Origin of the sequence: Sphingomonas sp. A2-49, assembly GCF_025548555.1 — a bacterium.
GTDB lineage: Bacteria > Pseudomonadota > Alphaproteobacteria > Sphingomonadales > Sphingomonadaceae > Sphingomonas.
This window is the reverse complement of sequence record NZ_JAJLPA010000001.1, coordinates 696,223-708,378: the sequence shown is the minus strand read 5'-3', so window position 1 is coordinate 708,378 and position 12,156 is coordinate 696,223. Positions and strand designations below refer to the sequence as shown.

Sequence of the window (12,156 nt, the reverse complement as noted above, 5' to 3'; positions counted from 1 at the left end):
GATGCTACTTTCGGAACGATGCAGGGGGCCGTCGGACGTCTCAAGCGGGCGTGCTCATCAGCTCGCGCCAGTACATCCACCAGTTCCACTGGGTGTCGTCCTTGGTGAAACCGTCATAGGCAAAGGCCGGGCCGCGCCAGTCGGCGGGCGGCGGCAGCTTGTTGATGGCCTGGTATTTCATCGTCATCTTGCGGCCCTGCGCGCCGCGCGCGCTGATCGTCATGTGCGGCCAGGTGTCCGAATCATCCTGTTCGACCAGCCCCGACGTGCCCAGCATGAAGACGGTGTTCTTCAGCATGATGGCCTTGTCTTCTTCCGACGTGCCCTTTTCGGCGAAGACCCAGTTCACGAATTCCAGCTGGTCGGGTCCGCGCGGGATATAGGTGTGGAGCGCCATCGATCCGAGGATCCGGCCGTCGGGCTGCGGCGCGTAGATGCACGCGAGCAGCACGTTCGGGAACATCCCGCCGACCTGCGGCGGGTTGGTCATCAGCTGCTCCAGCTGCTCGGGGCTCAGCTGCTTCTGCACCTCGGCGAACATGTCGGGGGTGCAGCCCGGCGCGGGCAGAATGTTCCAGCGCTCCTCGACCGACAGCGTGCCCGAATCGAAGTCGCGCGCGCGCTCGAACTTCTTCGCCAGCGACTGGCAGCGAAGGGCGTGGCCGTGGTTCGAGCCAACTTCGACGCCGTACATCGTGCTGCTGAGCTCGCTGCCGCCGTTGCCGAACATCTCCTCCAGCCAGCGGTGCAGCGTCAGCGTGTGATAGCCGTCGGCCGCGGACTGCTCGCCCGCCGCCTTCCAGTTCGCGTCGACCATGAAGCGCTGCGGCGGACCGATCACTTCCCAGCCACCGGCAGTGCGCTGGAAGATCATGTCGTAATACCATTTCATGTCGCCGAGAAAGTCGTCGAACGAGGGTCCGTCGATGTTCCACGTCGCGAAGATCAGCCCGGCATACAGATGCACCCGCGCCTTCTTCAGCCCCAGCTCGCTCTTGGGCAGGATCTCGCCGTGCATCTTCTCGTCGGCGATCGGCGCGCCGATGAAGTCGCCGTTCGGCTTGAACGCCCAGCCGTGATAGATGCATTTGTGCACCTGGGTGTTGCCGCGATCCGCAAGGCAGACGCGCATGCCACGGTGCGGGCAGACGTTGAGCGAGACATGGACCGCGCCCTCGCGGTCGCGCGTCACGATCACCGAATCGCTGCCCATGTCGCGCATCATATAGTCGCCGGAGTTCGGGATCTCGCTCGCATGGCCCAGCAGCAGCCAGGTCTTGCCGAAGATCCGCTCCATCTCGAGCTCGTAGATTTCCTTGTCCGACAGGGCACGGAGCTCGACCTCGCGGGTGTCGGGACGGACGATATCCTCGATACGGGTACCGTCGGAAAGCGTCGTGCTAGTGCGTGTCAGCATAATTGCATCCTCCGAAAGAACCGCTCGCGCGGCGGCTGGTAATTTCAATACAGATATGCCATCTCTGTTCAGAAGATGCAACAATGCGTCGAACGAGGCGCCGGGCGTCGGACGGGGGTTCCTCCCCGTGCGGCTGGATCGGACGAGGAGCGGATGAACCAATGAATTCTGGCGATGAGTCGAGCGTAGGGGCGGGTGGCGGAATGCGCGCCGTGGCAGATCGCGGCGCGTGCTGCGGCTATGGCGTCTGTTTCGAGATCTGCCCGGAGGTTTTCAAGCTCGACGAGGCCGGCATCGTCTATCTGGACGACGATATCGTCCCGGCGGCGCTGGTCGATCGGGCGCGCGAAGCCGCCGAGGCGTGCCCCCAGCTCGCGCTGACCCTCGAACCGATCACGCACTGACCACCCGTCGCGAGGGCGAAGACGTCCCGGACCAATATGAGGATGCCGCGTGACCGATAGCCAAGATCCTGTCGCCTCACTTGCCGGGCGCTCGGTGCGCCCGCTGGCCAAGGTCGCGATCGCGGGCGCCAGCATACCGATGGCGATGCTGACGCTGCCGCTGGTCGTCAACGTGCCCGAATTCTTCGGGAATGCACTCGGCCTCAATCTCGCGCTGGTCGGCACGATCTTCATGATGGTGCGGGTGTTCGACATCGTGGTCGATCCCGCGCTCGGCTTCCTGATGGACGCCACCGAGACGCGGTGGGGCAAGTTCCGGCCGTGGCTGGTCGCCGGGCTCGCGCCGTTCATCATCGGCACGATGCTGTTGTTCATGCCGCGCGCGGGCGCCGGTTCGGTCGACCTGATCGTCGGCCTGACGCTCGCCTATCTCGGCTGGTCGATCCTGTCGCTGGCGCAGCTGTCGCTCGCGGCCGGGCTGGTGCGCGGCTATGCCGAACGCGCGCGGATCTATGCGTGGATCCAGGCGGCGTTCCTCGGCGGCATCTGCCTCGTCATGCTGTTGCCGCTGCTGATGGGGACGCGCGCGAACGACGCCGCGACCGCGCTGCGCGGCATGGGCTGGCTGATCATCGGCGTCGCGGTCCCCGCCACGCTGTTCGCCGCGTTCGCGGTGCCCGAACGCGCCCTGCCGCGCGAGCGTCACGCGATCGGCCTGCGCGGCTATCTCGCGCTCGTCGCCCGCCCCGCGGTCGCGCGCCTCGTGATCGCGGACCTGCTGTTCGGCATCGGCTTCGGCGTCGCGTCCTCGCTGCTCGTCTTCTTCTTCACCGCGGCCAAGGGCTTCGACCGCAGCGTGCTCGGCGTGCTGCTGATCGCGCAGATGGCGGCGGGGGTGCTGGCGGTGCCGCTGATGGGCGCGCTCGCCGCGCCGATCGGCAAGCACGTCACGCTCGGCCTGTGCGGACTGGGCACCTTGCTCATCTGCCCGGTGATGTTCCTGGTGCCGGCGCGCGCGCTCGTCCCGGCGGCGATCGTGATGGCGATCTGGGGCATATTCTATGGCGGCGTCACCTTCCTGCCGCGCGCGATGATGGCGGATGCCGGGGACGAACTGCGGCTCGCGTCGGGCGCTGATCGCACCGGCGTGCTCTACGCGCTGCTCATCAGCAGCTGGAAGCTCGGCGGCGCGGTGTCGGTCGGGATCGGCTTCATCGCGCTCGACCTGATCGGCTACGACCCGAAGATCGGCGCGGCCAACGCGCCCGCGGCGCTGTCGGCGCTGCAATGGCTGTTCGCCGGAACGCCGGCGCTGACCGGGCTGCTGGGCGCGCTGCTCTGCTGGCGATACCCGCTGACCGCGGCGCGCTGCGCCGACATCCGGGTCGAGCTCGACAAACATGATCGCGTGGGCATGGCGCGATCGCAGGAACCAGGCCGGCCGGGCATCGCCCTGCGCGGCAGCGAGGCATTCGAATGACCATCACGGGAAGGCTTGCGGGCAAGGTCGCGCTGATCACCGGCACCGGTGGCGGCCAGGGCCGCGTTGCCGCGCTGCGGTTCGCCGCGGAGGGCGCGATCGTCGTCGGGTGCGACGTCACCGCCGCCGGGCAGGACGAAACGATTGCGCTGGTGCAGCAGGCCGGCGGGGTGATGCACGGCACCCGCGGCGCGGTCGATCTGGTAAGCTCGGCCACCGCCACGGCATGGGTCCAGGACGCGGTCGCCGAACACGGCCGTATCGACATCCTCTACAACAACGCCTCGGCCGCGCGCTTCGCGCCGATCGACGCGATGACCGACGACGACTGGCATTTCACGCTGCGCAACGAACTCGATTTGGTGTTCTTCGTCTCGCGCGCCGCCTGGCCGCATCTGTCGCGGCCCGGCGGGGTGGTGATCAACGTCGGCTCGACCGCGGGCTGGGCGGGGTCGCCCGGTGCCGGCACGCTGGCGCACAACGCCACCAAGGGCGCGGTAATCGCGATGACCCGCCAGCTCGCGGTCGAGGGCGCGCCCGACGGCATCCGCGCGGTCAGCCTCAGCCCCGGCTTCGTGCGGACGCCGGGGACGGCCGCGTTCCTCGACAATCCGGACATCCGCGCGAAGCTGACCGCGCGGATCCCGCTCGGTCGGCCGGGCGAGCCCGAAGAGATCGTCGCGACCGCGCTGTTCCTCGCCTCGAACGAGGCGTCGTTTCTGACCGGCACGGACATTCTCGTCGATGGCGGAAGTCGCGCGGTTTAATCCAGCAAGCGCGCAGGCGCTCGCCAACAGGAGTTCTGGACATGGATATCGTCGGTATCAGCTATCTCGGTTTCGAAAGCGCCACGATCGCGCAGTGGCGCGATTACGGCCCGGACGTGCTGGCCTTCTCGACCGCCGCATCGCCCGAGGACGACGCCGAGTCGCTGTATTTCAAGCTGGACGACCGCCGCCACCGCCTCGCCTTCCATCCCGGCCCGATCGACCGCCTCGCCTATATCGGCTGGGAAGCGCGCGGCCGCATGGAGTTCCTCGCGGCGATCGCCAAGTTCGAGGCCGAGGGCATCGCGGTCGAGCGCGGCGATGCGGCGCTGGCCGCGCGGCGCGGGGTCCGCGAGCTGATCCGGTTCAAGGATCCGGTCGGGTTCCAGCACGAACTCTTCTACGGTCAGAAATACACCCCGGGGTCGTTCCTGCCCCCGCGGCCCCATGCCGGCTTCAACACCGCGGAACGCGGCATCTGCCACCTGGTCGTAATCACGCCTGAATATACCGACGAGCTCGAGCATTTCCTGACCCAAGTCATGGGCTTCTCCTGGTACGGCTCGGGCGCGGGCAAGGGCCGCACCGGCTTCTTCCGCGCCAAGCTGAACGACAAGACCAGCCACGACATCGCCTATGGCCATGGCCCCGGCATGCGCGGCATCCAGCATATCGGGCTGTACGTGAACACCGTGAACGACGTCGGCAAGACCTACGACATCGTCAAGGAACGCCAGATCCCGATGATGTTCACGCTGGGCCAGCACACCCAGGATCCGCATCTGTCCTTCTATCATTACTCGCCGTCGGGCTTCGCGGTCGAGACGATCTACGAGGTCGAACCCTGGCATCCCGAGATGTTCGAGCTCAATCCGGAGAAGCTGAGCAGCTGGGGCCATCAGCTGGTCGGGCCGGTGCTTGGGCCCAGCGTGAAGAAGCTCGCCGAACTCGGCGAGGTCGGCTGAGGTGCATATCGCGCGCGTCGCCGGGCTGGCGGAGGATCTGGTCTGGGCGGTGATCGACCCGGACCTGCAGACCGCCCGGCGCATCCGGACGCCGTTCGAGGCCTGGGCGCCGCTCGTCGCGACCGAGGGCGAGGACGTCCTGCGCGCGGATGTCGCGGTGCCGCTGTCGACGGTCCGGCTGCGCGCGCCGCGCCAACCCGGCAGCCGCGTCTTCGGCATCGGGATGAACTATCTCGAGCACCTCACCCGGCTCGGACGCACCGAGGCGCCGCCGCACACGATCGCGTATATCAAGCCGGAGTCGGCGATCGTCGATCCGGGCGGCACGATCGTCTATCCGGCGGTGACCGCGATGCTGGATTTCGAGATCGAGCTGGTCGCGGTGGTCGCGCGGCCGCTCGACGACGAGGTCCAGGCGAGCGCGTGCCTGCTCGGCTACACGATCGGCAACGACATCAGCGCGCGCGATGCGGGCAAGCAGCTCGGCTCGCTCGACCTGTTCACGCAAAAGGCGCTCGACGACACCGCGCCGCTCGGCCCCTGGATCACGACGCTCGACGCGATGGGTGGCCCGGGCCAGCCCGAGGTCGATCTGGAGATGCGGATCAACGGCGAGCTGCGTCAGCGCGACAACAGCCGCAACATGATCTTCGCGATGGACGAGCTGCTGAACTTCGTCGACGCGCGCATCCGCCTGCGGCCGGGCGACATGGTCTTCACGGGATCGACCTGCGGGGTCGGGCTGGAGGATGGCCGCTTCCTGCGATCGGGCGACCGGCTGGAGGCGCGCATCGCCGGGATCGGCGTGCTGGAGAATGTCGTCGGTCCGCAGCGCAGGCTCGGTGCGAACCGCGCGGTCGGCCGGCTGGGCTTCCCGGTCGCGACGACGGCCTGATCCCCGTCGTCGCGACCGGCTCGGTCAGGACGCGATCGTGTCGATGTCCAGCGCCTCCTGCGACAGGTCGTACCGCGCCTGCATGGCCTGGTTGAACTCGCGTTTCAGCTTGGGATAATAGGTGATCTGGCCGCCGAGCCCGCCGGAGACGTTGATCTCGACCCCGCTGATGAACGATGCCAGATCGCTGGCCAGGAACAGCGCCACGCCGGCGACGTCTTCGGGCGTCCCGAAACGGCCGAGCGGCACCACTTTCAGCACCATCTCGTCGAACTCCTCACGGCTCACGCCGGGCGGCATCTCGCGGTAATGCCGGTCCCACTGGCCGGTGTTGATCCAGCCCATGTTCAGCGAATTGACCAGGATATTGTCGGGCGCGAGCGCCTGGCCGAGCAGTTTCGACAGCGCGATGCACGACGCGCGGTTGATGACCGAGGGGATGCCGTCGGGCGTCGGGATCGACCCGGCGACCGCGTTGATGTCGATGATCCGTCCCCAGCGCTGCTTGCGCATGTGCGGCACGACCGCTTGCGCCATCCGGAAATGCCCCATCTGCAGGATGTTCGCGTGCGCCAGCAGCATCTCGGCGGTTAGGTTCTCTAGCGTGCCGCTCTGGCCCTGGCCGGCGTTGTTCACCAGCACGTCGACGCCGCCCCAACGCTCGGTCACCTCCGCCACGAAGTCCTTGACCGACGCATCGTCGGCGACGTCGAGCCGGCGGACGATCAGGTCGCCGGCGAACGGCCGCAATTCGTCCGCGGTCGCCTGGATCGCGCTGTCGGTCCGCGCGCCGATCGCCAGCCGGCAGCCTTCCTTGGCGAAGGCGGTGGCGATGCCGCGCCCGATGCCGCGCGACGCGCCGGTGACGATGACGCGTTTCGCGCTCAGGTCGATGTTCATGGCTATCCTCTCATTGCGTTATCGCGGTTGCAGCACCGGCTGCATCCGCTCCAGGAACCGATACGGAAAGATCTTGGGCAGCGCCGATACGCGTTCGAGGTCGGCCAGCAGCTCGTCGGGGATCGCGAAATCCAGCGCGCCGAGCGTCTCCGAGATCTGCGCGGCGCGCGTCGCGCCCAGGATCACGGCGCCGACCCCCGGCCGGTTCGCGACCCAGTTGATCGCGACCTGCGCCATCGGCCGGTCGAGCGCGGCGGCGACGCGCTCCAGTTCGGCGATGATGGTCCAGTTGCGCTCGGTCAGCCGGTCGAACCGGCCGGATTCCGCCACCGCCTTGACTCGCCCCGCCGCCAGCCCGCCGTCCTCGGGGCGGCGATGCTTGCCCGCCAGCAGCCCGTTGCACAGCGGCGCCCATGCCAGCATCCCCATGCCGAGCGAATCGCACAGGCTGGGAAATTCCAGCTCCAGCCCGCGCTCCAGCAGCGAATATTCCAGCTGCAGCGCGCACACCGGGGCATAGCCGCGCCATTCGGCCAGCGTCTGCGCGCGCGCCGCGTACCAGCCCGTCACGTCGGACAGCGCGACATAGCGGATCTTTCCCGCGCGCATCGCGTCGTCCAGCGCGCGCATCACCTCTTCCACCGGCGTCACGCCGTCCCAGAGGTGGAGCGTGTAGAGGTCGATATAGTCGGTCCCGAGCCGCTTGAGGCTCGCGTCGAGCGAAGCCACCATCGTCTTGCGGCCGTTGCCCACCGCGTTGGCGCCGGTCTCGCCGGCGCCCAAGCTGAACTTGTCGACGATCACCATCTTGTCGCGCGCACCGCGCTCGGCGAGCATCGCGCCGAGCATGCGCTCGCTTTCGCCGCCGGCATAATGGTCGGCGGTGTCGATCAAGTTGCCGCCCCAGTCGAGATAGCGGTCGAGGATCTCGGCCGCGGCCCCGGCGTGGCAGCCCCAGGGCGCCTGGCCGAACGTCATCGTCCCCAGCGCGAGCCGCGAGACGCGCAGGCCCGAGCGGCCGAGCAACCGGTAGCGCGCACCCTGGACGGTCTGGGAAGCCATGCATCCTCTCCTTTTCTTTTCGCTCTAGCAGCGGAATGCGTTCGTTCAATATCGGAATTGCATTCTGATACCTAAACCGATCGGCGTTGACAGGAGGGGGGCTGTTCCCGCTAAAGACGCACGATCGAACGGGCGGCCAACGCCCTGCGGACAGGAGAGCGCGATGACGGGTAAGCTTGCCGGCAAAGTGGCGATCGTCACCGGGGCGGGGCAGGGGCTGGGCCGCGAGACTGCGCGCACGCTCGCCCGCCACGGCGCCGCCGTCGCGATCGCGGAACTCGACGCTGTCCGCGCCGAGGATGCCGCCGTCGAGATCCGCGCCACCGGTGCCGAAGCGATCGGGATCGCGGTCGACGTCGCGGACGAGGCGCAGGTCCGGGACATGGTCGCGCGCGTCGTTGCGGCGTTCGGCGGCATCGACATCCTCCACAACAATGCCGCGATCCTGACGGCCGATCACCGCGCGGGCGACCGCGACGTCTGCAACGTCGATCACGCCACCTGGCTGCGCACGATGCAGGTTAATGCCGGGGGCGCGCTGCTCTGCTCGAAACACGTGATCCCGCACATGATCGCGCGCGGCGGCGGCTCGCTGATTCATTCCAGTTCGGGGTTCGGCGCGCAGGGCGACCTGACGCTCACCGCCTATGGCATGTCCAAGGCCGCGATCGCGCTGATGAGCAAGTCGATCGCCGCGCAATATGGCAAGCAGGGGGTCCGCTCCAACACCATCCAGATCGGCCTGGTGCTCGGCGAGAACGCGCAGCATTCGGTGCAGGGCGAATTGCGCCAGATCATCCTCGACGCGCACCTCACCCCCGAGCTGGGCCAGCCGCGCAACATCGCCGACGTCGTCGCGTTCCTGGCCTCCGACGAGGCCGCGTTCGTCACCGGCACGACGATCCCGGTCGACGGCGGCTTTTCCAGCCACGTCCCGACCGTCGCACCGATCCGCGACTATTTCGCGCGGATCGGTGCGAACAGCTTCTGAAGGGGCGGGCGTGATGCTGGAGGGCAAGGTCGCGGTCGTGACGGGGGCGTCGGCCGGTATCGGCGAGGGGATCGCGCATGCGCTGGCCGACGGCGGCGCGCGCGTGCTGCTGGTCGCGCGCCGCGGCGACGTGCTCGACCGGCTCTGCGCCGCGATCGGCGACCGGGCCTCGGGGCTGGCGCTCGACGTCGCGGAGCCCGACGCCGCGCAGGCGATGCTCGACGCGGCGGTCGCGCGCTTCGGCCGGGCGGACATCCTCGTCAACAATGCCGGCGTGTTCCGCGTCGGCGGGCTCGACACCTTCGACCTGGCCGCGCTCGAGCCGATGATCGCGCTGAACTACGCGGCACCGGTGCGTGCCAGCTACGTCTTCGCGCGCGCCATGAAGGCGCAGGGGAGCGGCCATATCGTCAACGTGTCGAGCATCGGGGCGAACCTCAGCTCGGCCACCGCCGGAGTCTATGGCGGGCTGAAGCGCGCGCTCGAAATCGCCAGCGATGCGCTGCGGATCGAGCTCGCCGGCAGCGGCGTCCGCGTCGGGATCATCGCGCCGGGCAGCACCGACACGGGCATCTTCGACCATCTGCCCGCCGATCGCCGCGCCGCCGCCACGGCAGGCCTGACCCCGCTGGCCCCGGCGGACGTCGCTGCCGCGGTCCGCTTCATGGTCGATCAGCCGCTCCACGCCAACGTGCCGCACCTGCGCCTCTATGCCAGTGGCCAGCAGCATTGACGCGCGACGGCCCGTCTTTCGAACGTCATAAGGTGGCGCGATGAGCGATTCTCTCCAGGCCCGCGTGGTCATCGTCGGTGCAGGCCATGGCGGCGGAAACGCCGTCGCGGCGCTGCGCCAGGCCGGGCATCTCGGCCCGATCGACTTGGTCGGCGACGAGCCGATCGTGCCCTATCACCGGCCGCCCTTGTCCAAGGCGTATCTGAAGGGCACCGCGGCGATGGAGACGCTGAAGCTCCGCCCCGAAAGCTGGTATGCGAACAACGGCATCGCGCTGCACCTGGGGCGCGATGCCCGGACGGTGGATCCGGTGGCGCGCACCGTGACGCTCGCCGACGGGACGCTGCTTTCCTATGACGTGCTGATCCTGGCCACCGGGTCGCGCGCGCGCCGGCTGGCGATCCCCGGCGCGGACCTGGACGGCATCCATTATCTCCGCGACCTGCGCGACGCCGACATGATCCGCGACGCGGTCGGGCCGGGGCGGCGCCTCGCGATCGTCGGCGGCGGCTATATCGGGCTGGAGGCGGCGGCATCGGCGCTGTCGCTCGGGACTGAGGTTGTGCTGCTGGAACGCGAGGCGCGGATCCTGTCGCGTGTCGCGTGCGAGCCGCTCGCCGGTTTCTTCGACGCCTATCATCGCGCCCGGGGGCTGAAGATCGTCACTGACGCGCAGGTCGAAGGATTCGTCGGGCTGGACGGCCGCGTCTCGGGGGTCCGGCTTGGCGATGGCCAGGTCGTGCCGTGCGACGCCGCGCTGGTCGGCGTCGGCGCGACGATCTGCGACCAGTTGGCGCGCGATGCGGGGCTCACCTGCGACGCCGGGGGCGTGGTGGTCGACGACGACGCCAGGACCTCGGTCCCCGGCATCTACGCGATCGGCGACATGACCTGGCGGCCGATGCCGCTGTACGACGGCCGCATGTTCCGGCTGGAAAGCGTGCCCAACGCGGTGGAGCAGGGCCGGCGCGCGGCCGCCGCCATCGTCGGCAAGGCACCGCCGGCGCACGACGTGCCGTGGTTCTGGTCGGACCAATACGACCTGAAGCTGCAGATCGTCGGCGTACCGTTCGATTCGCACCGTCTGGTCGTCCGCGGGTCGATCCCCGACGCGAAATTTGCGATCTTCCATCTGTCGGACGCATGGCGGATCCTCGCGGTCGAGGCGGTCAACATGCCGCAGGAATTCATGGCCGGCCGGACGCTGGTCGGCGAGAAGCGCGTGGTCGATCCCGACCTGCTCGCGGACACCGGCGTGCCGATCAAGCAGATCGTCCAGGGTCCGCCACCCGCGCCATGACCAGCGCGTCGCGGCCGGCGCCCAGTCCACTCCACACCAGCGCCAGCCCGATCAGCGCGAACAGCGCGCCCGCCGCGGCGAAGCCGCCGGTCCACGCGCGCAGCAGCCCGACCAGCAGCGGCGCCAGCGCGGCGGGGATATAGCCGACGCACTGCGCCATGCTCGACAGATGCGCCGCGACATGCGCGTTGGGCGCGCGCAGCAGCACCATCGTCAGCGCCAGCGAGAACAGCCCGCCCTGCGCCAGCCCCTGCACCAGCGCCCAGATCCAGACCCCGCCCAGCGGCGCGAACACCAGGCCCAGCAGGCCGCAGACCCCGCCCGCGACCAGGATCATCGCCAGCGCGCGCTGGTTGCGCGCGCGCATCGCGATCGCCGGTACCGTCAGGCAGGTAGCGAGCTGCACGACGATCAGGATCGACAGCACCAGCCCCGCATCGACCGGCCGCAGCCCGCGCTCGCGCAGCATCGGCGCCAACCAGCTCAGCACCGAAAAAGCGAGCGCCGACTGCAGGCCCATGAACATCGACACCTGCCACGCCAGCGGGTCGCGCCACAGCCCGGTAACGGCGTGGACCGGGTCGGTCGATCCGCCGCGCCGCACCAGCTGCGGTACCCATAGCAGCGCCGCCAGCGTCGCCGGCACCGCCCAGACCGCCAACCCGAATTGCCAGCCTGCCCCCACGCGATGGACCAGCGGTATCGTCGCCGCTGCGGCGAACGCGGCGCCGCCCGAAATCGCCATGACGTACAATCCGGTCAGCAGCGAAGACCGGTTGGCGAAGTCGCGCTTCACCAGGCTCGGCAACAGGACGTTGGCGGTCGCGGTCGCCCCGCAGGCGAGGATCGAGAACACGAAGAGCGTCCAGGCCGCCCCGCTGGCGCGCAGCGCGGTGCCGGCGGCGACCAGCACCATCGCGCCGAACAGCGTACGCTCGGTGCCCAGCCGGCGCGCGATCGCCGGTCCCAGCGGCGCGCAGAGCCCCAGGCACAGCACCGGCAGCGTCGTGAGCAGCGCGACCTCGCCGACCGACAGCGCCAGCGCGCGGACGATCTCGGGCAGCTGCACCGACAGGCTCGTAAAGATCATCCGCAGCGAAAACGCGGTGCACACGATCCCCGAACCGAGCAGCGCGCGCGGACGCGGCGCCACCTGTGCTGGAGCCATTCTCGGTCCTTTTCTCGATCGGACGCGTACCGTCCACCGATACGCTCTTGCGGAATGCCATTCGAATATGAGAA

General features: G+C 68.9%; 12 protein-coding genes. 8 read left to right on the top strand and 4 right to left on the bottom strand.

The window, feature by feature from the left end; translation table 11 throughout:
• Nucleotides 1-40: 40 nt before the first annotated feature.
• Nucleotides 41-1,417, bottom strand: a complete 1,377-nt coding sequence (locus LPN01_RS03390) for a Rieske 2Fe-2S domain-containing protein (protein WP_262826922.1) — start codon at nucleotides 1,415-1,417, stop codon at nucleotides 41-43.
• Between the two features lie 203 nt (nucleotides 1,418-1,620).
• Here LPN01_RS03390 and LPN01_RS03385 point away from each other — a divergent pair, with 203 nt between their 5' ends.
• The 5 genes from LPN01_RS03385 to LPN01_RS03365 are packed head-to-tail and all read left to right on the top strand — an operon-like array spanning nucleotide 1,621 to nucleotide 5,928.
• Complete coding sequence (locus LPN01_RS03385) at nucleotides 1,621-1,821, top strand: ferredoxin (protein ID WP_262826921.1); 201 nt, start codon at nucleotides 1,621-1,623, stop codon at nucleotides 1,819-1,821.
• Between the two features lie 49 nt (nucleotides 1,822-1,870).
• Nucleotides 1,871-3,301, top strand: a complete 1,431-nt coding sequence (locus LPN01_RS03380) for an MFS transporter (protein WP_262826920.1) — start codon at nucleotides 1,871-1,873, stop codon at nucleotides 3,299-3,301.
• Nucleotides 3,298-4,068 (top strand): SDR family NAD(P)-dependent oxidoreductase, encoded by a 771-nt coding sequence (locus tag LPN01_RS03375; protein ID WP_262826918.1) that lies wholly within the window; start codon nucleotides 3,298-3,300, stop codon nucleotides 4,066-4,068. The genes LPN01_RS03380 and LPN01_RS03375 overlap by 4 nt, the downstream gene beginning before the upstream one ends.
• Nucleotides 4,069-4,109: 41 nt before the next feature.
• Complete coding sequence (locus LPN01_RS03370; RefSeq protein ID WP_262826917.1) at nucleotides 4,110-5,033, top strand: VOC family protein; 924 nt, start codon at nucleotides 4,110-4,112, stop codon at nucleotides 5,031-5,033.
• A 1-nt stretch (nucleotide 5,034) separates the two neighbouring features.
• Nucleotides 5,035-5,928 carry a fumarylacetoacetate hydrolase family protein gene (locus LPN01_RS03365; protein ID WP_262826916.1) on the top strand — a complete coding sequence of 298 codons (894 nt, stop codon included), beginning with the start codon at nucleotides 5,035-5,037 and terminating at the stop codon, nucleotides 5,926-5,928.
• Between the two features lie 24 nt (nucleotides 5,929-5,952).
• Here LPN01_RS03365 and LPN01_RS03360 read toward each other — a convergent pair whose 3' ends face one another.
• Both LPN01_RS03360 and LPN01_RS03355 read right to left on the bottom strand, forming a co-directional pair.
• Entirely contained in the window at nucleotides 5,953-6,828 is an 876-nt protein-coding gene (locus LPN01_RS03360; RefSeq protein WP_262826915.1) for an SDR family oxidoreductase, read from the bottom strand.
• An 18-nt stretch (nucleotides 6,829-6,846) separates the two neighbouring features.
• Nucleotides 6,847-7,890 carry an aldo/keto reductase gene (locus LPN01_RS03355; RefSeq protein ID WP_262826914.1) on the bottom strand — a complete coding sequence of 348 codons (1,044 nt, stop codon included), beginning with the start codon at nucleotides 7,888-7,890 and terminating at the stop codon, nucleotides 6,847-6,849.
• Between the two features lie 163 nt (nucleotides 7,891-8,053).
• Here LPN01_RS03355 and LPN01_RS03350 point away from each other — a divergent pair, with 163 nt between their 5' ends.
• Genes LPN01_RS03350 through LPN01_RS03340 form a run of 3 tightly spaced genes read left to right on the top strand, consistent with a single transcriptional unit; the run spans nucleotide 8,054 to nucleotide 10,914 of the window.
• Nucleotides 8,054-8,881, top strand: a complete 828-nt coding sequence (locus LPN01_RS03350; RefSeq protein ID WP_262826913.1) for an SDR family NAD(P)-dependent oxidoreductase — start codon at nucleotides 8,054-8,056, stop codon at nucleotides 8,879-8,881.
• 13 nt (nucleotides 8,882-8,894) lie between these two features.
• The gene (locus LPN01_RS03345; RefSeq protein WP_262826912.1) at nucleotides 8,895-9,614 is read left to right on the top strand and encodes an SDR family oxidoreductase; all 720 of its coding nucleotides are present in this window, start codon (nucleotides 8,895-8,897) and stop codon (nucleotides 9,612-9,614) included.
• Between the two features lie 40 nt (nucleotides 9,615-9,654).
• A complete protein-coding gene (locus LPN01_RS03340) occupies nucleotides 9,655-10,914 on the top strand; it encodes an NAD(P)/FAD-dependent oxidoreductase (protein WP_262826911.1) in 1,260 nt (419 codons plus the stop codon).
• On the opposite strand, the gene LPN01_RS03335 is transcribed toward LPN01_RS03340, so the two are convergent.
• Nucleotides 10,877-12,082: a CynX/NimT family MFS transporter gene (locus LPN01_RS03335; protein ID WP_262826910.1), complete on the bottom strand. Its 1,206-nt coding sequence runs from the start codon at nucleotides 12,080-12,082 to the stop codon at nucleotides 10,877-10,879. The two genes, LPN01_RS03340 and LPN01_RS03335, sit on opposite strands and share 38 nt — an antisense overlap.
• Nucleotides 12,083-12,156: the final 74 nt, after the last annotated feature.